The organism is Halobacillus litoralis, assembly GCF_009856415.1.
Classification (GTDB): domain Bacteria; phylum Bacillota; class Bacilli; order Bacillales; family Halobacillaceae; genus Halobacillus; species Halobacillus litoralis_C.
This window is the reverse complement of record NZ_WMEZ01000002.1, coordinates 804,181-824,705: the sequence shown is the minus strand read 5'-3', so window position 1 is coordinate 824,705 and position 20,525 is coordinate 804,181. Positions and strand designations below refer to the sequence as shown.

Here is a 20,525-nt window from a genome sequence, read left to right as displayed (position 1 = left end):
AACCTGTGTTCGTTTGCCGTATTGGGAGTCAGGGGTGGTCGGGAAGCGAGCTATTCCCTGCAGCCCCCATACACTCAACAAACATCTCGAAACTGAGTCTTACACGATCGGGAGCTTTACTTTAAAAAGTAGACAAGTTTTCGGTGCCCCTATGCATATAAATAAACTAACGAAACGATAGGAGGGGTATGGCGTGGATGCGTGGATTTTGTCTGCACGAAAAATTGGTCTACTATTAGGTGCCATTATTATCGCTTTTGCTGCTTACTACATCGGAAGTTTTTTCTGGAAAGGAGCCGTCTCGACCTCAACAGAGCCTGTGAATGGTGAACCTCGAGTTATCAATCTAGTTACAGGGGAATTCAAAGCAGAAACGGCGGATGGAAAAGAAATTGAAGCTTACCGATGGGATCCGGGAACGATCTTTGTGGAAAAAGATGAACCATTTAAACTGAGTATATACGGCGTGAATGGAAAAGAGCACCCTTTCTACATTGAAGGTACGGATGTCAAAGGCATGGTAGAGCAAGGGAAAGAGACGGTCTTAGATCTTCAATTCAAAAAGGAAGGCATTTACCGTTTGATCTGCACCACCCATTCCGAAATCGCTACGGATGGTCCGATGATTGCTTACATCGTGGTTGATTAACCAGAAATGAGGGACGGGCTCATCGTCCCTTTTTTTTCAATCTTTTTATAAAAAGGGGGGAGGGTGTGGTTGTCTTAGTTGTAAGTTCTATTGTACTGGGTTTATCCATTGCCGCACCTGTCGGACCGATAAATATAGAAATCATGAGGCGGGGGCTTACTTATGGGTTTTGGTCTGCATTTTGTGTAGGGCTTGGAGGAATGTCTTCCGATTTTTTGCTGATGGCGGCTATGTTCTTTGGAGCCGGTGTATTTTTGACGTGGACATGGGTGCAAGTCATATTAATGCTCGTTGGGTGCGTCGTCTTGGTCCACGCAGGTTGGACGAGCTTGCGTGCCAAAGAAGAATGGAGGGTGGAGGAAGGTTATGAACGGCACAGTAAAAAGCAAGCTCTACTCTCATACATAAGAGGTGTGGTCATTGCAGGGACGAACCCAATGAATCTATTGTTTTGGATTAGCATTTATGGATCGGTTTTAAGCGGGGCTTTACAAGAAGAAAACATGTTTCGCTCGTTTATCATCAGTTCTATGGTTTTCCTTGGAATTGGTTTGTGGAATGCGAATTTAGCATTTTTTGTACATTTCGGAAGGTACCTCGTAAACTCTTCCCTATTAAGGTGGATCCAGGGGATAGCGAGCCTGGTTCTTATCTATTACGGTCTCAAATTTGGATGGATCGGTGTAAGTGTCCTTTTTAATAGTTTAGCTTTGTAATAGAGGAGGGATCCATAAACCGTTGATCAATGACAATTTTGATTGATATAAGGATCATTCAATCGATATACCGAATGACATCGCTAAAAAAGGAGTTCCTATCCATCAGGAACTCCTTTTTTTTGTTTTTAATCTTTTTCAGATAAACTCCCTATTCTTGAAGACTACGTTAAAACTTAGAGGATATTAATGAAAGACCGCATCCTAAGAAGCGTTCGACTCTTTTATAATGCGGTTGATTTCATTTTTGTACAGGTCGGAGCGACCTCCGAAGATGGCCTGTATATTGTGGTCTACTTTAACGACACCTGCAGCTCCAAGTTCTTTCAAGCGGTCTTCATTAATCTGACCTACTTCAGAAACTTCGACGCGTAATCTTGTAAAGCAAGCGTCGACGTGCTTCAAGTTTGATTCTCCACCAAGAGCTTCCATGATGGCAGCGGCCGTTTCTTTCGTTTGGTTCCCTTTGCCGCCTTTCTTCTGCTCGTTGAAATCTTTACGGGTGTAGAGCTTGTTCTCTTGTCCTCCACGACCTGGTGTAGCGAGGTCCCACTTTTTGATGGCAAAGGAGAAAGAGAAATAATAGATGACGAAGAATACAGCACCTGCGACAAGGTTCATCCACCAGTTTCCTGTTCCAGGCAAAGCGTTGACGAGGATGAAGTCGATCAACCCGGAACCGCCTGCCCAGCCAAGGTGAACATCAAGCATGTACATGACGGCAAATGAAATACCGGCAAGAAATGCGTGGAAGACGAACAGCAGTGGAGCGACGAATAAGAATGTGAATTCGATCGGTTCTGTGATTCCTGTTAAAAAGGCTGTACCTGCTGCGGCAATAAGCATTCCTTTTACGACAGGCTGATTCTTCTTATCAGCGCGGCGGTACATCGCTAGGGCAGCTCCTAATAGTCCGAACATGATGACAGGGAATTTACCTGCCATGAAGCGGCCGGCTGTAACTTCGACACCTTCTGCAATTTGTGCAAGGAAGATGTATTGGTCTCCGGACACGGCACTGCCAGCTACTTCTGCCGTCCCGCCTAAGGATGTCCATAGGAACGGAGCATACCAGATGTGGTGCAGACCTGTCGGAATTAACGCACGTTCTAAGAAGCCGTATAGTCCGATGTATAACGGGTTTGTCGCACCGTTGGCAATGACGTTTGCAACCGCGTTGATGCCCCCTTGAATCGGTGGCCATACGACCATCATAGCGAGTGCAAGAAAAATGGACGAGAAGACCATGGCGATCCCAACAGAACGATCACCGGCAAAAAAGCCGAGCACTTCTGGAGGATCGAATTCATGGAATTTGTTATAGATCCAAACGGCTAATAGTCCGACGACAATCCCGCCAAGGACACCTGTTTCCAGGGTGGGAATGCCGAGTGCCATTCCATATTCTCCGCTTTCACTGATCATTTCAGGGGTGATCCCTAAGGCGAAGGAGATGGTTTTGTTCATAATGATGTAACCGAGCAGGGCTGCTAGAGCAGCAATACCCGATCCACCTGTTAAGCCGATGGCAACCCCGATGGCGAAGATGACTGCAAGGTTGTTGAAGATGCTGATTCCGATATCAGACATCCCGCTGCCAATCAGTTGAATGATGTCATTTTGTAGAAAAGTGAGTGTATCAGCGAGTGGTCCTGTCAAGGCAGCTCCAAGCCCGAGTAAAATACCGGCAGCAGGGAGCAACGCGACGGGAACCATCAGTGACTTTCCGAACTTCTGTAAGCTTCCAAAATATTTCTTCACTTCTGATCCTCCTTTATGGGGAAACGCTTTCTTATTTGATGTAGGGGAGACCCCGGAATGGGCCGGGGCTCCTTTTTGTTATTTTGATGTCACAAGCTGCTTGTTGGCGTGTAATTCAGGCCAGTACTCCTGGTTTGCTTCAATCATGTCATCCAAGATTTTGCGGGCACGAGGTGCGTCTACAACCGTTCGGTTCAACGTCAAAGCCTGGAGTGCTTTTTCGTAACTGTTCTCATAATACGCATCGACGACAAGCTTCTCATAGGCAAGCTGCCCTTCAATCAACCCTTTATAGAAGGTGGAAATGTTTCCGACGGCGAATGGCTTCGGTCCACGGCTTGTAATCATCGCAGGAACTTCAACCATTGCATCATCTGGAAGGTTGGCAATCGTACCATTGTTTTCAACCATGACGATGAAAATGTCACCATTATTGTAAGCCATTGATGCGGCGACGCGAATCATGTAACGTCCATGGATGTCCACTTCAAGTTCGACATTTTCGGTAGTATCATCTGCAATGATTTGATCTGCTAATGTGTGTACACGTTTTTCACGGCCATTGATGACTTGGCGGGCACGAGTATTCGTCACGTCTTCTTTTTCTACCATTTGAGAAGGGTAGAGATAGTATTGCAAGTACGTGTTCGGCAAGTATTCAGGGAAGTCTGTGACCATTTGCTCCACCTGCTTGAACGTTTTGATCCAGGAAGGATCGTTGGCAATCTCTGCATCTTCAGGAATAAAACCATCTTCGGTGATGGCACGTTTGATTGTATCTGTGTGATCATTTCCATCTTTATCTAGGATCTTCGTAAACCAGCCGAAGTGGTTAAGTCCGAAGTATTCTGGGACAAGGTCGAAGACGTCTTTTCCAAGGATGCCTGCATAGCTGACCATGATCGCTGCCGGCATATCGCAGATGTTCAATAGTTTTTTATCTTCCGGGAACTCACGGCGCAGTGCTTCTGCAACAATCGCTGCAGGGTTTGTGTAGTTTAAGATCCAAGCATCTGGAGAATAATGACGGATATCATTGACAAGGTCAATCATATCTCCAATGGAACGTAACCCATAAGCCATTCCACCAGGTCCACATGTTTCTTGACCAACAGCTCCGTGGTTTAGAGGGATTTGCTCATCCTGCTCGCGCATCGCAAGGCCACCTGTACGGATTTGAACGAAAACGAAATCTGCATTTGTCAAAGCTTCTTCTTTATCTGTCGTGTAATGGAAGCTCTCCAGTTCCGGATACTTTTCACGAAGGATGATTTCTGATGCTTTCGCAATTTTCTCCTGACGTTCTGCGTTCGTGTCATAAAAGGTAATCGTTTTCAAAGGAAACTGTTCTTTTTCGGCTACGAGACTCATAATCATACCGATCGTGTACGTGCTGCCGCCACCGACAACGACAAGGTTTTGTTTTTTCATATTTATGACCTCCAATAAAGGTATTATATTTGTTTTATTTTTAACTTAATATGAATATAATACATATTATTGAAAGCGTCAACATTTGTATCGTATTTTTTCGTACATTTCGTTATAATGTTGGTAGAGATAGGTATTGGCTTGGTTGGAAATGTGGGGATGGGACGCCATATCCCCGCATCACACAGGTCATTAGTAATGGGAGGAATAAAAAATGGCTGCACCTTTGTATCGTAGAATTGCTCAACAAATCAAAGAGGAAATCCAATCGGGTATATGGAAAGAAGGAGAAGCGATTCCGACAGAAATGCATCTATCCGAAAGGTACGAGGCATCTAGAGTGACGGTTAGACAGGCCATTAAAGGTCTGGTCGAGGAGGGGCTTCTCGAGAAGGTACAGGGGAGCGGTACCTACGTGAAAGAGCAGAAGATTGAACATAACATCTTTGAACTGTTGAGTTTTACAGAAGAAATGAGAAGTTTAAACAAAGAACCCGTAAACAAAATCCTCCATTTTGAATTGAAAGAGGCCAACGATCAAGTGAAACGAATGCTTAAACTTGCCGATGGAGAAAAGGTTTTTTACGTCCGCCGTCAAAGGCTTGTTGATGATGTACCCTATGTGGTGGAGGATACGTATTTGCCTGTTTCCATGTTTCCTAATCTCTCCTACGGGATCATGACTGGATCGAAATATGATTATATAGAAAAAGAAGTGGGGATGAAGATTAAAGACAGTTTCCAGGAAGTCATTCCAGTACTGCCATCACCAGATATAGCAGAAGCACTCACTGTCGAGACATCCATGCCAATCCTTAAAATCCAATCTTACAGTGTTTTTAGTGATGGAACGATCTTTGAATATAGTGAGAATCATTTCAAGAGTGATGAATACAAGTTCACACTCAGGGCTTCAAGACCTTGATTATTTGTTTTATGAAAAGCACAGGGGACTTATCTCCCGTGCTTTTTTGGTTTCATCAAGTTTGAATGGTAAACAGCCTTCTGGTAAGGAGCCTTTCACGATTCTGAAGGTACGCTTCCTAACGTTTAATCAATTGGCAGGGGGAGCCCATTGTTAAAAAGTAGGAGAGGAATGTGATGGTGGATCACCCATTAATTGGATGAGTTGGATGAAGATCAACGGTATCCGATGCTCCATCATTCGACAGCCGCTTCTATTCTGGTAGCCATTGTCGATGGGCTGGTCATTCAATACTTTACCAATGTATATAGTGTCGAAGATTTGCAGTCGTTGACACAACAGTTGAAAAAAATCATATTAAATGCTCTTAAAACAAAGGTTTAAATGTAGGCAAACCCGGTACAGGAAAAGAATAATACAAGCTAAAAAAAGACTACTTCATGAAAGGTAGTCTTTTTTTAGCTTACAAGTATTAACCAGGCTGAATACAACCCTAAATGTTTTGCTTTTGGTTCCCTATTAAGGGGTTAGCGGTCTGCTGAAATAAATCATGTCCATTCCTCTTATCCCATTTTCATAAAACGGCTCCGAGTATTTCAGAAAAAAGTCATGATGAATTTCATGAAACCGGAAGCCAGATTTTTGATAAAAGGCTAAGTTTTCAATACTGGAATTAGAAGTTCCAACGAGCATTTCTTTGTACCCTTTCTTGTGAAACAGAGAACAGGCAGCGAGGATCACTCGTTTCCCCAATCCTCGTCCTTGGTAGGCTTCTTGTATGGCGATGTTCTTAATTTCAACCGTGTGTTCTTCAGGGAACACGAACAAACAGACACCGATATGTACATCGTCCAGGTAAATGGTATAGAACAAACCATCATCGATATAGCTTTCAATAATGGCTTCAGATTCATCAGCCAGCAGAAGGTCTGCCATGAAACGGCGTCGGTCGTTCGTTTCCACTAAATGAATATGGTCCATTAGATTCTCCTCCTTCATGTTCGGCTATTATCGTAAGGGTGTGGTTATGATAACATAAGAGCAGGACATCCTTTTCAGAAATCGTGAATTTTTCTGAAAAGATATCATCTATGGAGCGTAAGGGCTCCGGGTGATTTTTTTATAAAAAGACTATTTCCCTAAACATTTGAGGAACGTGACATAAAGGAGTCGTCGATGATGGAACAACGAAAAAAGATCTATGATTTAATCGGTGTAGGTGTAGGGCCTTTCAATTTGAGTCTGGCTGCTTTGCTGGATGAAATAGACGAAGTCGAACCCCTCTTTTTTGAACAGAATGCTGCTTTCGACTGGCATCCAGGTATGTTGATCGAAGGGACAAAAATGCAAGTTCCTTTTATCGCTGATTTGGTGACGATGGCGGACCCGACGAACAAATACAGCTTTCTAAACTATATCAGCAAAAATGAGCGGATGTATCAGTTTTACTTTTTGCAGCGGCTTGACATCCCGCGAAGAGAATACAATGACTACTGCCAATGGGTCGCTCGACAGCTCGACAGTTGCCGATTCGGGAGAAGAGTTACGAACATAAAGCATTACAAGGATAATGAAGAGCTTTTCGAAGTAGAAGTGACGAATGTAGAAAGTGGAGAAACAGAGGTTTATTGCACGAAGAATTTAGTAATGGGGACGGGAAGTGTACCGGTCATGCCACGCACTTTCCGAGATGCCCCTTCCGAAGACGTTTTCCATACAGCAGACTTTCTTCCGAACCAGGACCGCTGTCGTAAAGCGGACTCGATTACGGTTGTCGGATCTGGCCAAAGTGCTGCCGAGACCTTCCGCGAACTGCTGAAAGAACAACGCGATTGTGGCTACCGTCTTGATTGGATTACACGCTCGGCGAGTTTTGAGTCGATGGAAGAATCCAAGCTGAGCCTTGAACACTTTTCACCGGACTACGTCAATTATTTTTACCAGCTTCCACAAAAGCAAAAAGATGAGATATTCGCGAATCAAGGATTGTACTATAAAGGAATCAGCAATCATACAATCAATGACATTTACAACCTCCTTTACGAGTATTCGGTCGGACGAGAAGATTTGAATGTCGGACTGCAGGTGTTGAGTGAAGTGAAGGATGTTCGTCCAAAATCCGATGGTGGTTATGAACTCGAATGTTACCACTATCAGAAAAAAGAGACATTCACTCATCAAACGGATCTTGTAATTGCAGCAACCGGTTACAAGCCTTTTGTTCCAGACTTTGTCCACCACTTAGAAGATTTCCTTGAATGGGACGAAGAAGGAAGATACAAGGTGACCGCAGATTATCGGCTTGTCACCACGGAAGAGACAACGAACGAAATTTATGTTCATAGTGGGATTTCCCATACCCACGGTGTAGGTTCCACCAACCTTGGACTGTCCATCCATCGGAATAAAGTCATTATCAACCAACTTGTGGGACGCGAAGTCTTCCCAATGAACGAAAAAAACATTTTCCAGTCTTTCACCGTCTAAGCATCAACACCCCAGCCATCACGGCTGGGGTGTTTTTGCATGATTTATTAAAGAATCTGGAGGATTGTAGAAGACTTGATTACGAATTGTTCGGGGTTCGTTGCTGAGTTGAGCGTCAGGGGTGGCACGGAAGCAACTCGCTTTCCTGTGGGGGAGAGCCAAGCTTCCTCGGGCGGGCTGAAGCACTAAGGGATCTCGCCTATCTCCTTCTCCCACGGGAGTCTCGCAGCTTCCCTACCACCCCTTTCGATGTATGGGTGAAACGCCCCCTTTACCGAGTATGAGTGTCTTTCACAATTCCTGATCTATAGTAATAATGCCCTCTATAGCAATCTTTTTTATCAAGAATAGCGAATATTGCTTCTTATTCCGGAAGTGGTTTCGAGAAACTTATGTGGCAAAGGGGCGGAGGGGAATGGCGAGACTCCTGCGGGAAAAAGGTGCATGGTGAGACCCCACAGGACGCAGTCCGAGGAGGCTCACCGCGCTCCCGCGGAAAGCGAGCGATTCCCCGCAGCCCCCATCCACTCAACAAACATCTCGAAACGGAGTCTTTAAGAATAGGGAGCTTATATGGGAGGTAATAGAGGAGGGGGTACTGTTGATAATGTGTATAAAATTGTGCATATGTGAATAAAAGCATAGATTGTGAGAAGGGATCACCACTTATCCACATGTGTATAAATGGTGATCCTTTTTTTCGTTTCAAAATCCGCTTTCGTTAGGAACTGTTGAGATTATGCAGTGTTTCCATTAAGAATCTGTAAAACTAGCAAATTGTAATGGGAATCTATTGACATCTGGTCTCTAAGGGTTAATAATATTGTAAATATACAGAGTAAATAATAAATATACATAGAGGTGGATTTAGAGTGAAAGCAGGGATCGTAGGTGCGACCGGTTACGGCGGAATCGAATTGCTCCGTCTATTAACAAATCATCCACAAGTTAAAGCCATAACCTTATTTTCATCTTCCCAAGCTGGGGAGAAATTTGAAGGCATTTACCCTCAATTTCAAGGGGGAGAATCTTATGTGTTACATGATTTAGAACCGGAGAAGATGAAGGAAGATCTGGATGTCATTTTCCTTGCGACTCCGTCCGGGGTTTCAAGTAAATTGACACCACAACTGCAGAGTGGCCATGCAAAGGTCATTGATCTTTCTGGTGACTTAAGAATGAAAGAGTCTGGTTCTTATGAACAGTGGTACAAAAAAGAAGCAGCTCCCAATGAGACGCTGGAGAATGCAGTCTATGGACTTCCGGAGTGGAATCAGGAGCGAATAGAGAAGGCAGACGTTATTGCCAATCCAGGGTGCTATCCGACCGCGACATTACTTGGTTTGGGACCAGTAGTCAAAGAAGGATTGGTGAAGCCTGACTCGATCGTGATTGACGCGAAGTCAGGGGTGTCGGGGGCTGGGAAAAATCCAAACCCAATCACCCATTTTGCTCATGCCCAGGAAAATTTTCAAATCTATAAAGTGAATCAACACCAACACATCCCGGAGATTGAACAACAATTATCCATTTGGGACGACCAAACAGAGCCCGTCACCTTTTCCACGCACCTCGTTCCGATGACAAGAGGGATTATGGCGACCATTTATCTTCAGTTAAAAGAAGAGATGAGTGAAGAGGACTTGCGGCAGAAGTTTATGAGCTACTATGAGTCACAACCTTTCGTCAGGGTCCGGGAATCGGGCGGGTTTCCATGCACGAAAGATGTGTACGGATCTAACTATTGTGATATCGGCCTTACGATTGATCCCCGCACGAAGCGGGTCACCATTGTAAGTGTGATTGATAATTTAATGAAAGGGGCGGCCAGTCAGGCGGTCCAAAATATGAATCTTGTATTCCAATATGATGAAAGAACAGGGCTTGCACCACTACCTGTTTATCCTTAATGAAGAGAGGGAGAGATGGTTTGATACAAGCGAAGAACACCCAAACAATCGAAAAGATAGCGGATGGATCCATTCTTACGCCGAAAGGCTACAAAGCAGGAGGGATTCATAGCGGATTAAGATACCGAAAAAAAGACTTCGCTCTTCTTATGAGTGAGCGACCGGCTTCTGCAGCGGCTGTATACACTCAAAGCCATTTCCAGGCCCCGCCTCTCAAAGTGACGCAGGAAAGCATTGCGGAACAAGGGAAAATTCAAAGTGTCGTCATCAATAGTGCAGTTGCAAATGCATGTACAGGGGAAGAAGGCCTGGCCAATGCTTATGAGATGCGCCGCATGATTGCAAAAAGGTTTGATATTCCAGATGAATATGTAGCCGTAGCCTCAACGGGTGTAATCGGGCAGCAGCTTCCGATGGAAAAGATCGCCCATGGCTGTGAGAATGTGGAGCCTTCTGGGACAGGGTATAAAGATTTTCAGCAAGCGATTCTTACGACAGACACTTGTCAAAAACATGCGTGTTATCAGGTGCAGGTGGGAGGAAAGACCGTATCCATCGGTGGAGCAGCCAAAGGATCGGGAATGATTCACCCGAATATGGCGACAATGCTTGGTTTTATCACGACGGATGCAACCATTGAGTCCAGTGATTTAAAACGCGCGCTAAGTTCTTCTATCGATAAATCCTTCAACCAGATTACGGTTGATGGAGAGACTTCAACGAATGATATGGTGCTGACGCTTGCCAATGGTGAAATAGATCATGAACCATTGACAGAAGAACACGCGGATTGGGAAGCTTTTCAGACCGCTCTTCAGCTCGTTTGTGAAGATCTTGCCAAACAAATCGCCAAAGATGGAGAAGGGGCCACAAAGCTGATTGAAGTAGTGGTCACCGGGGCGCGCACAAACGAGGAAGCGCGAATCATCGGTAAGAAAGTGGTCGGTTCGAGCCTGGTGAAGACTGCTGTTTATGGGTTGGATGCCAACTGGGGGAGGATTGTCGGCGCAATCGGCCATAGTGAGGCTGAAGTGGATCCGAATCAGTGTGATATTTACATTGAAGATCAACTGGTATTCAGTAACGGTACCCCGTGTCCATTTTCTGAAGAACAGGCAACCGAAGACTTGGACAATGAAGAAGTGAAAATAACCATCCGTCTTCGTGAAGGAGATGGGGCAGGCACGGCGTGGGGGTGTGACTTGACTTATGACTACGTCAAAATCAATGCAAGTTACAGAACCTAAGCCTGTTATTGTCATAAAGCTCGGAGGAAGTATGCTCGATCAACTCACCGATGATTTTTATAACAGCTTTCAGGACCTGCAGAAACATTATCAAGTGATCATTGTTCATGGTGGAGGTCCTGCAATCACGAGGTTGCTGGATCAACTGAACATCGAAGGTGAATTTTATGACGGGTTACGAAAAACGACTCCGGAGACGCTCGAGGTTGTAGAAATGGTTCTTGGGGGTTCTGTGAATGGAAAGATCACAGGTCATCTGATGAAAAAGGGAATGAAAGCCGTCGGAGTCAAAGGATCTGAAGCCTCATTGTTGCAAGCCGATTACTTGGACAAGGAAAATCTCGGACTTGTAGGAGAGGTTAGAGATGTGAACCCAGCGCTCCTCCAAAAGCTTCTTAATGAAGGCTATCTTCCAGTGGTTGCCCCTTTTGGGAGAACGGATGATCATCAGACGGTGAATATCAACGCTGACGTGGCTGCAGGAGCTATTGCTACAGCTGTCGGTGCTGAAAAACTCCTGTATGTGACGGATGTCCCAGGCATACTCGTCGAAGATGAAATACTTGCGCTCACAACCCCCGAAGAAATTGAAGGAATGATCGATCAAGGAACCATCTATGGTGGAATGATTCCGAAAGTCCATTCTGCAACGGAAGCCTTATCCGACCATTTAGAAGAAGTTAAGATAGTAAGTGGAAAAAAGCCTTTGATGGAAGGTGACATGTTGAATGGCACATCCATCCGAGCGAAAAGAAAGGAGCCCGTTGAGTGAGTTTATTTCCTACGTATAATCGTTTTCCGTTAACCATTGTATCCGGTCAGGGAACAACGGTGACCGATGATCAAGGTAAAGACTATTTAGATTTCGTTTCCGGAATAGCTGTCTGTAACCTCGGACATCGACCTCCAGAAGTTCAGGAAGCGTTACAAGAACAGTTGAACCAGGTTTGGCATGTATCAAACCTGTACCAAATCCCCGTTCAGGAAGAAGCGGCGAATTTATTGAGTGAAGCGTCTGGACTCGATTACGTCTTTTTCTGTAACAGTGGGGCAGAAGCGAATGAAGCGGCAATCAAGCTCGCCCGTAAACATACGGGGAGAGAGAAAATTATTACATTCAAGCAATCGTTCCACGGACGGACCTTTGCTACGATGAGTGCAACCGGGCAGGAAAAGATTCATGAAGGCTTCGGTTCCCTACTTCCGACTTTCGAATACTTCCCTTATAACGATGTAGAAAAAATAGAGAAGGTGCATGACGGCCACGTGGCTGCGATTATGGTCGAAGTCATCCAGGGAGAGGGTGGAGTCGTACCGGGGACCAAGGAGTTTCTGAAAACGGTCGAAGATAAATGCCGGGAATTAGATGCTCTTTTGATCATTGATGAAGTACAAACCGGAATCGGCCGTACAGGAAAAGCCTTTGCCTATCAACACCATGGACTGGATCCTGACATCGTGACAGCTGCCAAAGGACTGGGGAGTGGGTTCCCTGTCGGGGCTATGTTAGGGAAAGCTGAATTAAAAGATTCCTTCACCGCTGGATCTCATGGTTCTACGTTCGGTGGCAATCCGTTAGCGTCAACGGCGGTGAAAGCGACGCTTGAGAAAATCTTCGTTCCTGATTTCCTTGAATCTGTTACAGAGAAAGGGTCGGTATTCAAGGATAAACTTAAAGATTCATTGGCGCGCTTTAACAGTGTGAAAGAAGTACGCGGCGAAGGATTGATGCTGGGGATTTCTATATCCGGTGAAGCGATCCAAATCGTTCACTCATTAAGGGAAAAAGGACTCCTGGCTGTGGTCGCCGGCCCGAATGTTTTGAGGCTGCTTCCTCCATTGACTGTGGAATATGAGGAGATGGACCAAGCTGTCGCTTTAATTACCGAAGCGATCCAACAGCATGAAGACAGTCTGCAAAAAGCATAAAAAATGTATAGGCGGTGATGTGCACCTTCGTGTTCAGCACCGTCTTTCCCAGAAGTTAAATGTATAAAAATACGCAATATATAATAAATATTCATTTTGTGGGGTGATGGAATGAAAGGATATCTATGTTTACAAGACGGAACTACATTCGAAGGGAAGGCTTCCCAGCACTTTGACCGAAACGTCCAGGGGGAGGTTGTATTTTTCACCGGCATGACGGGATACCAGGAAGTTCTCACAGATCCTTCTTATAAAGGGCAGATTGTCGTGTTCACGTATCCATTGATAGGAAATTATGGGGTTAACAATGAGGATGGAGAAAGCCAAGAGATTCAAGTAAGTGGTGTGATCATGTACCAATGTGCGGAGATTCCTTCACATTTTCAGGCAAGGAAGTCTCTAGGTGCTTTTTTGAACGAGCAAAACATTCCGTACATGACTGAAGTGGATACAAGAGAAGTGACCAAGGCCATCCGGGCAGAAGGAACGCAGCAAGCCGCCCTTTCTCTCGAGACAGATTATTTGTTCCAGCCGACAAAAACCCATCAAATCGAGCAGGTGAGTGGTGAAAAAATAGATACTTATGGTGAAGAGGGGATGCATGTGATACTCATCGATTTCGGTTGGAAGAAATCGATTTTGAATGCCCTTCTTGAAAGAGGTGTCCGGGTTTCGGTTCTTCCTTTTTCTAAAATCGAGATGCTGGATGCGCTTCAACCGGATGCTATTGTACTATCCAATGGACCAGGAGATCCGAAAGATACCGTAGACGTTTTACCGCTTTTGAAAAAGGCTTTGGAGAAGTTTCCGGCTTTCGGAATTTGCATGGGGCACCAGGTCATTGCTCTTGCTTTTGGAGGGGATACGACGAAATTGACGTTCGGTCATCGTGGAGCGAACCATCCAGTCAAAGACGTGGTATCAGGAAAAGTGTTTCTATCTTCGCAGAATCATAACTATGTGGTCAAAGAAGACAGCCTGAATGGGACGCCGCTCGTACCAAGGTTTTACAACGTCAATGACGGTTCCATCGAAGGTTTGATGCATGACACGAAACTAATCATGTCCGCACAATTCCATCCAGAAGCCCATCCCGGGCCGAAAGATGCGGAATGGTTGTTTGATCATTTTCTAACACTTGTGAAGAACAAAGGGGTGAAGACGCATGTCTCGTAAAGTATTAGTCATTGGATCAGGTCCGATCATGATTGGGCAGGCAGCAGAGTTTGATTACTCAGGTACTCAAGGATGTCTCGCGCTGAAAGAAGAAGGATGTGAGGTTGTCCTCGTCAACAATAATCCGGCAACCATCATGACAGATCATGACGTGGCAGATGTCGTTTATTGTGAACCATTGACGGTCGAAAGCTTAACGAAAATCATTGCTCTGGAAAAACCGGATGCACTCCTTGCTGGACTCGGGGGACAGACCGCTCTCAATCTAGCCGTTGAACTGGAAAGAGAAGGGGTGTTGCAGGAGTATGATCTTGAGTTGTTAGGGACGAGTGTCCATTCCATTCAAAAAGGAGAGGACAGAGAATTGTTCCGCGGGTTGATGCATGAATTATCCCAGCCAGTCCCAGAAAGTGAAGTAATTACGACGATCGAGCAGGCGGAAGATTTTGCTGAAAAAGTCGGTTATCCAATTATCAGTCGACCTGCTTATACGCTTGGTGGACGGGGTGGTGGAATCGTTCACAGACCGGAGGAGCTGGAAGAGTTGATTGCGACGGGGTTGAAAGCGAGTCCAATCCGCCAGGTCATCGTAGAAAAGAGTATCGCAGGCTTCAAGGAAATCGAGTATGAAATCATGCGGGATCACAATGGAACATGTATTTCTGTTTGTAATATGGAAAATTTCGACCCCGTAGGTGTTCATACCGGGGATTCAATCGTTGTCGCTCCCTCTCAGACCTTGTCGGATAATGATTATCAAATGCTCCGGACAGCGGCGTTCAAGATTGTTTCTGAACTCGACGTCATTGGAGGTTGTAATGTTCAGTTCGCGCTTGATACAGAGAGCCGTCAATACTATGTCATTGAGATTAATCCACGTGTCAGTCGTTCGTCAGCCCTGGCTTCGAAAGCCACGGGTTATCCGATTGCGAAAATGGCGACAAAAGTGGCTCTTGGTTATACGCTTGACCAGCTCGAAAATCCGCTTACTGGTTATACGTACGCAAGCTTTGAGCCAGCGCTTGATTATGTCGTTGTTAAATTCCCGCGCTGGCCATTCGATAAGTTTTCAGAAGCAGACCGAAAGCTCGGAACGAAGATGCGTGCGACAGGGGAAGTCATGGCCATTGACCGGACGTTGGAGGGGGCTTTTCAAAAAGCTGTCCAATCCCTGGATACGAAAATACCTGACATTCAGAATCCGTGGCATCACCTGGACAAACCAACCGACTTGCGTTACTTCGCTATTCTCCACCTTTTAAGAAAAGGGGAAAGTCTGGAGACGATTCACGAAAAAACGAAGATTGATCGCTTCTTTTTACACGTACTGAAAAATTTGGTCGATTTAGAAAAGTGCCTGCACCAGGAGCCTTTGGATGAGGAGCTTTTGAGGCAAGTTAAAATTTGTGGTTTTTCAGACCAGGAGATTGCTCACCTTTCCGGGATATCTGAAAAAGAAGTGCAGAAAAGGAGAGAGGATTTCGGGATTCTCCGCCATTTCAAGCTCGTCGATACGTGTGCAGCGGAATTCGAGGCAGCCACGAACTATGTGTATAGCACATTTGCGGGTGTGAATGAAATATCGCCACTGCGCGGGAAGAAAAAAGCGTTGATTCTAGGGTCCGGACCGATTCGAATCGGCCAGGGAGTTGAATTTGATTATAGCGCGGTGAAAGCCATCCAAAGTTTGCAAAAGCAAGGATGGACGACAATTATGGTGAACAACAACCCGGAAACCGTCAGTACCGATTATGAAACAGCGGATCGCCTCTACTTCGAACCGATACAAAAAGAGATCATTACATCCATCGTTGATCATGAAGACATTGACCTTGTATTTACTTCATTCGGCGGCCAGACCGCCATCAACTTAGCTGCAGATCTAGAGGCGGAAGGGATGCCACTTGCAGGAGTTGGTACAGACGTTCTGGATGCGCTGGAGGACAGAGATAAATTCTATACGGCTTTAAATGATTTGAACATCCCATATGTTTCAGGGACCACGTGTCATACAAAGAATGAAGCTCTAAAAGCGGCAGAACAATACACGTTTCCGATTCTATGCCGTCCCTCCTATGTCATCGGCGGCCAGGGGATGGTCATTGTAAAGGATATGAACGAGTTGAAACAGTCACTGCAGGAAGCGGATGATCGTCACTATCCAATCGTCCTGGACACCTTTATGCAAGGAAAAGAAGTAGAGGTGGACCTCGTGGCGGACGGTGAAAATCTCTATCTTCCCGAGATCATTGAGCATATAGAACCAGGAGGCGTCCATTCTGGTGACAGTATGGCTCTTTTTCCATCGAAGCTTGGTGATGAAGTCAAGAAAACCATTGAAATGTACTGCTATAAAATCGTAAGCCACTTTAGTTACAAAGGGATCATGAACATCCAGTTTTTACTGAGCGGAGAAGCAGTGTATGTGCTGGAAGTGAACCCGAGAGCGAGTCGTACGGTACCGATTGTGAGTAAGGTGGCAGACATTCCTCTTGTCGATCTAGCTGTTCGTGTGTTGGCGTCTGATGAAGTCGATTTGACGTCCATTCCGAAACCAGTGTTTGATCAAACAGCCGTGAAGTATCCTGTTTTCTCCTCCTATGCTTTGACGGAGGTGGATCATAAGCTTGGGCCGAATATGAAGTCTACAGGTGAGGGGATGTGCCTTGGGAAGACCACAGAGGAAGCCTTACGCAAAGTATTCTCCCATTTACCGAATGGGCATGTGGTAAGAGATTCTTGTTTTGTCGAAGGGGATTCTACTTTTTCATCTAAGGACTTTGACGAGTGGCTCAAGCTTGAGGAAGCCTCTATTTATGTGAATGATGGATCAAGTTCAGAGGATAGTGAACGCAGAATACAGGCTGTGAAGAATGGAATGACGGTTTTCAGTGAAAAAGCAACGTTCGAAGCCTATCTTCAATCGTTAAATTGTAAAGATTTCGTCCCCGCCCCTCTGCCGGGTAATAAACGTGAAGGAGTGCGATCGTAATGAATTTGATGGAACAAATGTATTCAACAGATGGTTCAATGCATGGGAAAGACGTTTTGACTTGGCTTGATTATAATCAAGCAGAGGTTTCACAATTGTTAGCGCAGGCTCAACACTTAAAAGAGAACCCTTATTCCCAATCTTTGAAAGGGAAGAACCTGGCGATGATTTTTGAGAAATCTTCGACAAGAACACGCGTTTCCTTTGAAGTCGGTATGGTCCAAATGGGCGGCCATGCCCTTTATTTAAACACGAGAGACATCCAGGTCGGCCGCGGTGAAACCATTGCCGATACAGCGCAGGTGCTCTCTGGTTACGTTGACGCCATCATGTTCAGAACGACCTCACATGGAAAATTGAAGGAGCTTGCTGAACACGCCTCTGTACCCGTCATTAATGGCTTATGCGACATCTACCATCCGTGTCAGGCTTTAGCCGATATCTTCACCATTTTAGAATTGAAAGGACGCCTATGCGGAGTGAAGGTCGTTTATATTGGAGACGGAAACAATGTGGCTCATTCACTGATGATTTTAGCGGCTATGATGGGCATGGAAATGGTCGTCTCAGCCCCGGACGGATACCAGCCTGATCCTCTGATTACCGAGAAATCACAAGCGTTGGCGAAGCGGTATGGTGGATCAGTCGTACTGGAAGAGAATCCAGAGAAAGCCGTGAAGCATGCGGACGTCATTTATACAGATGTGTGGACGAGTATGGGGCAGGAAGAAGAGAGTGAAAAGCGCCTGTTGGATTTTAAAGACCATCAAGTGAATGAAGCTTTATTAAACAAAGCTAAAACAAACGTCTCCTTTTTGCATTGCCTTCCTGCCCATCGAGGGGAAGAAGTGACAGCAAGCGTCATTGACGGGAGTCATTCGGCAGTTTTTCAGCAGGCTGAAAATCGTATGCATGTCCAAAAGGCTATATTACAAGCGGTCATCGGATGGAAGTGAATTTATGAGCATAATTCAGACCAAACCAACAATAGGATATAGGAATAGGACCTCATAAATAAAATCATGTAAAAAGAAGGTCGAAAGGCTACGAATTTCATCGAACACACAAATTTTACAAGGAAATCTAGGATCGATGTGGAAGTAGTTAGGGAGAATATTCAAAACCAAAAGGAGTGGCCATGCAATGAGTAAGCAATTGACAACCGCTGTGGAACCCCAGGTTGTTCGTAGGTCCAATATCAAGGTCGTGGGTGTCTCTTGTCAAACCATGATGGATGAACGGGATTATAAAATTCCGCGATTGATGGAGCAGTTTCATACGACCAATTTGCCGAAAGTAAGAAACAGGGTCAACGCGCCACGTTCCATCGGAATGTTCGTCGATCCGCCAAATTGGAATGAGATGACCGATGCCTTTTATTGGATTGCTGCTGTAGAGGTCGATAGCTTCGAGAAAATTCCGCCAAACATGATTACAAAGACCATCCCTGCTCATACGTATGCCATGCTTGAATATGACCCTTCCATTCATGAATTCAACCCTTACGCTTATTTGCATAAGTGGATCAAGGATGAAGGTTATCAACAGGTAGAAGGATTCGGCTTTGAGGAATACAAACCATATACAGGTGCTGAAACAAGTTATCGCTTATTCCTTCCAATCAAATAACTGAAAAAAAGCAAGGGAGCACGTTAGTGTGCTCCCTTGCTTTTCTTTTTGAACGGGGAAACTGTAGTGTACCGAGCGGCGACAACATGTGAAATGGTTTGTTAGAACCGTATTATCTTATCTGAGACGATTTCCATCCACATCCTCATCGAAGATCCTCAAAGGTCCGCTTGTCTTGCACTTCCGTATCTCTACAAAAAAAACGACAAACCAAAGTAAATGACAGAAGCGAATCCGGCTGCAATGAGAGCTGGTTTCAGCTTGAATTTGGCATATTTAATCGGATTCAAATTCAAGATTCCGGCAGTTGTATTCGTATCATCACTCAAAGGTGATGCAAAGGCCCCGAATGTTCCACTGGCAAAGACGGCGCCGATGACAATCGGCAGGGAACTTCCAGCTACGGTGGCGATTGATATCCCGACAGGCATGAGAATCCCCCAGGTTCCCCAGGAAGATCCGATGAAATAAGAAAGACCACAGCCGACAATGAATAGGATGACGGCAACAAATCCAGCGGGGATCCAGTCAAAAGACTTGGAAATGGTATCTGCGAATTTCAACGCTTCTGATCCACTGCTCAATCCCCATACCATGGCAAGAAGTACGATGACACTCATCATTTCGTTTCCTCCATCGATCAGCGTGTTCATCATTTTCCTAAGTTCCTCGTTACGGAACTTCAAGTAAACAACAAATCCAATGAGGGTCAGGACAACTGCAAGTACCATAGCATCAAGTACATTGGCATTGATCAGAGCATCAAATCCTGATTTTCCACCTCTGATTCCGACCATATACATGAGAAAGAACGTCAAGACGATGACACTGATCAACGGAACTATCAAATGCCATGGTTGAGCGGGAAGATTTTTCGTAACGGCCGGATGGCAGTCTTCCCATTGGTCATCATCTTCTCTTTTTTCTTGGTCCATGTTCTCAGCATCGGTTGCAGGCTTTTTGTTCTTATGGAAAAAGCTCATATAAAAACCGACAGCCAGCATAGAAAACGCAAAAAAGTTAAACGGAATGCTGCTGATATATAAGGAATAAGCATCTCCCTCTGTACCCGCCTGCTGTAAGGAAAGTTCAATGACCGATGTCATATATCCAACAAACGCTGTGGCAATAGGAATCAGGACGACGAGAGGAGAGGCTGTTGTTTCAATGACGAACCCCAGCTCCTGTTTTGTCATCGGGATGTTCCTTCTCAATGCTTTCATCACAGGTCCAATGGTCACAATCCGAAAGCTCGGGGCACTGAACGTCCCTAAAGAAGACAACCAGGTTAGGATGAACGCGCCTTTTTTATGATCGATCCGTTCGGTTGCTTCTTTAACGAATCCTTTGATACCCCCTGACATTTTCACAAGTCCGATTAAAGCGGAGAAGGCATATAGGAAAAGGATGATCTTCAAGTTGGCTTCATCCCTTAATCCTTCGATGATGAATCCTAAGGCTGTCATCATCCCTCCTAGCCAGTGCGGGTCGATAATGTAACCGGCCACGACAACAGCGAATAGTAAACTAGGAATGACTTGTTTGGTCCATATAGCTGCAATAATGACCACGATGAAAGGAACAACGGAGATCCAACCCATATAGATATACCTCGCTTTTCTTGAGTGCTTCCTTTAGCTTGTGTGTGTTTTGCCAGGATATTCTTGTCATGT

General features: G+C 45.1%; 17 protein-coding genes. 13 read left to right on the top strand and 4 right to left on the bottom strand.

Going from position 1 to position 20,525, the window contains the following annotated elements; genetic code table 11:
* Window positions 1-193: 193 nt before the first annotated feature.
* Together GLV98_RS09445 and GLV98_RS09440 are read left to right on the top strand one after the other, a co-directional pair.
* The gene (locus GLV98_RS09445; protein WP_160914372.1) at window positions 194-649 is read left to right on the top strand and encodes a hypothetical protein; all 456 of its coding nucleotides are present in this window, start codon (window positions 194-196) and stop codon (window positions 647-649) included.
* Window positions 650-714: 65 nt separating this feature from the next.
* A complete protein-coding gene (locus GLV98_RS09440) occupies window positions 715-1,365 on the top strand; it encodes a LysE family transporter (RefSeq protein WP_160914370.1) in 651 nt (216 codons plus the stop codon).
* Between the two features lie 204 nt (window positions 1,366-1,569).
* Here GLV98_RS09440 and GLV98_RS09435 read toward each other — a convergent pair whose 3' ends face one another.
* Window positions 1,570-3,126 carry a PTS transporter subunit EIIC gene (locus GLV98_RS09435; RefSeq protein ID WP_160914368.1) on the bottom strand — a complete coding sequence of 519 codons (1,557 nt, stop codon included), beginning with the start codon at window positions 3,124-3,126 and terminating at the stop codon, window positions 1,570-1,572.
* A gap of 78 nt (window positions 3,127-3,204) precedes the next feature.
* Window positions 3,205-4,557, bottom strand: a complete 1,353-nt coding sequence (locus GLV98_RS09430) for a 6-phospho-alpha-glucosidase (RefSeq protein WP_160914366.1) — start codon at window positions 4,555-4,557, stop codon at window positions 3,205-3,207.
* Between the two features lie 214 nt (window positions 4,558-4,771).
* On the opposite strand from GLV98_RS09430, the gene GLV98_RS09425 reads away from it, so the two are divergent.
* Together GLV98_RS09425 and GLV98_RS09420 are read left to right on the top strand one after the other, a co-directional pair.
* Window positions 4,772-5,482, top strand: coding sequence for a GntR family transcriptional regulator (locus tag GLV98_RS09425; RefSeq protein WP_160914364.1), 711 nt, complete (start codon window positions 4,772-4,774; stop codon window positions 5,480-5,482).
* A gap of 195 nt (window positions 5,483-5,677) precedes the next feature.
* Window positions 5,678-5,866 carry a hypothetical protein gene (locus tag GLV98_RS09420; protein ID WP_160914362.1) on the top strand — a complete coding sequence of 63 codons (189 nt, stop codon included), beginning with the start codon at window positions 5,678-5,680 and terminating at the stop codon, window positions 5,864-5,866.
* A gap of 135 nt (window positions 5,867-6,001) precedes the next feature.
* On the opposite strand, the gene GLV98_RS09415 is transcribed toward GLV98_RS09420, so the two are convergent.
* Complete coding sequence (locus tag GLV98_RS09415) at window positions 6,002-6,463, bottom strand: GNAT family N-acetyltransferase (protein WP_160914360.1); 462 nt, start codon at window positions 6,461-6,463, stop codon at window positions 6,002-6,004.
* 198 nt (window positions 6,464-6,661) lie between these two features.
* On the opposite strand from GLV98_RS09415, the gene GLV98_RS09410 reads away from it, so the two are divergent.
* From GLV98_RS09410 to GLV98_RS09370, 9 genes are all read left to right on the top strand, one after another.
* On the top strand, window positions 6,662-7,969 hold the full coding sequence (locus GLV98_RS09410; RefSeq protein WP_202409973.1) for a lysine N(6)-hydroxylase/L-ornithine N(5)-oxygenase family protein: 1,308 nt from the start codon (window positions 6,662-6,664) through the stop codon (window positions 7,967-7,969).
* A gap of 872 nt (window positions 7,970-8,841) precedes the next feature.
* The gene (gene argC / locus GLV98_RS09405) at window positions 8,842-9,879 is read left to right on the top strand and encodes an N-acetyl-gamma-glutamyl-phosphate reductase (RefSeq protein ID WP_160914356.1); all 1,038 of its coding nucleotides are present in this window, start codon (window positions 8,842-8,844) and stop codon (window positions 9,877-9,879) included.
* Between the two features lie 20 nt (window positions 9,880-9,899).
* Window positions 9,900-11,126, top strand: coding sequence for a bifunctional ornithine acetyltransferase/N-acetylglutamate synthase (argJ, locus tag GLV98_RS09400; protein WP_237417077.1), 1,227 nt, complete (start codon window positions 9,900-9,902; stop codon window positions 11,124-11,126).
* Window positions 11,089-11,898: an acetylglutamate kinase gene (argB, locus tag GLV98_RS09395; RefSeq protein ID WP_160914352.1), complete on the top strand. Its 810-nt coding sequence runs from the start codon at window positions 11,089-11,091 to the stop codon at window positions 11,896-11,898. The genes argJ and argB overlap by 38 nt, the downstream gene beginning before the upstream one ends.
* Entirely contained in the window at window positions 11,895-13,055 is a 1,161-nt protein-coding gene (locus GLV98_RS09390) for an acetylornithine transaminase (RefSeq protein ID WP_160914350.1), read from the top strand. The genes argB and GLV98_RS09390 overlap by 4 nt, the downstream gene beginning before the upstream one ends.
* Window positions 13,056-13,166: 111 nt before the next feature.
* On the top strand, window positions 13,167-14,231 hold the full coding sequence (locus GLV98_RS09385) for a carbamoyl phosphate synthase small subunit (protein WP_160914348.1): 1,065 nt from the start codon (window positions 13,167-13,169) through the stop codon (window positions 14,229-14,231).
* Window positions 14,221-17,223, top strand: coding sequence for a carbamoyl phosphate synthase large subunit (locus GLV98_RS09380; protein ID WP_160914346.1), 3,003 nt, complete (start codon window positions 14,221-14,223; stop codon window positions 17,221-17,223). Before GLV98_RS09385 ends, GLV98_RS09380 begins: the two co-directional genes overlap by 11 nt.
* Window positions 17,223-18,179, top strand: a complete 957-nt coding sequence (argF, locus tag GLV98_RS09375) for an ornithine carbamoyltransferase (protein WP_202409972.1) — start codon at window positions 17,223-17,225, stop codon at window positions 18,177-18,179. The genes GLV98_RS09380 and argF overlap by 1 nt, the downstream gene beginning before the upstream one ends.
* 187 nt (window positions 18,180-18,366) lie before the next feature.
* Window positions 18,367-18,852, top strand: coding sequence for a GyrI-like domain-containing protein (locus GLV98_RS09370; RefSeq protein WP_160914344.1), 486 nt, complete (start codon window positions 18,367-18,369; stop codon window positions 18,850-18,852).
* A 191-nt stretch (window positions 18,853-19,043) separates the two neighbouring features.
* Here GLV98_RS09370 and GLV98_RS09365 read toward each other — a convergent pair whose 3' ends face one another.
* Window positions 19,044-20,453, bottom strand: coding sequence for a Na+/H+ antiporter NhaC family protein (locus GLV98_RS09365; RefSeq protein WP_160914342.1), 1,410 nt, complete (start codon window positions 20,451-20,453; stop codon window positions 19,044-19,046).
* Between the last annotated feature and the right edge of the window lie 72 nt (window positions 20,454-20,525).

What these genes read in the sequence shown, in the direction of transcription:
- argB (WP_160914352.1), top strand. Translation starts at nt 11,089, where the DNA reads ATGACTACGTCAAAATCAATGCAAGTTACAGAACCTAAGCCTGTTATT.
- GLV98_RS09380 (WP_160914346.1), top strand. Translation starts at nt 14,221, where the DNA reads ATGTCTCGTAAAGTATTAGTCATTGGATCAGGTCCGATCATGATTGGG.
- GLV98_RS09365 (WP_160914342.1), bottom strand. Translation starts at nt 20,453, where the DNA reads ATGGGTTGGATCTCCGTTGTTCCTTTCATCGTGGTCATTATTGCAGCT.
- argF (WP_202409972.1), top strand. Translation starts at nt 17,223, where the DNA reads ATGAATTTGATGGAACAAATGTATTCAACAGATGGTTCAATGCATGGG.
- GLV98_RS09385 (WP_160914348.1), top strand. Translation starts at nt 13,167, where the DNA reads ATGAAAGGATATCTATGTTTACAAGACGGAACTACATTCGAAGGGAAG.
- GLV98_RS09410 (WP_202409973.1), top strand. Translation starts at nt 6,662, where the DNA reads ATGGAACAACGAAAAAAGATCTATGATTTAATCGGTGTAGGTGTAGGG.
- GLV98_RS09370 (WP_160914344.1), top strand. Translation starts at nt 18,367, where the DNA reads ATGAGTAAGCAATTGACAACCGCTGTGGAACCCCAGGTTGTTCGTAGG.
- GLV98_RS09430 (WP_160914366.1), bottom strand. Translation starts at nt 4,557, where the DNA reads ATGAAAAAACAAAACCTTGTCGTTGTCGGTGGCGGCAGCACGTACACG.
- GLV98_RS09425 (WP_160914364.1), top strand. Translation starts at nt 4,772, where the DNA reads ATGGCTGCACCTTTGTATCGTAGAATTGCTCAACAAATCAAAGAGGAA.
- GLV98_RS09415 (WP_160914360.1), bottom strand. Translation starts at nt 6,463, where the DNA reads ATGGACCATATTCATTTAGTGGAAACGAACGACCGACGCCGTTTCATG.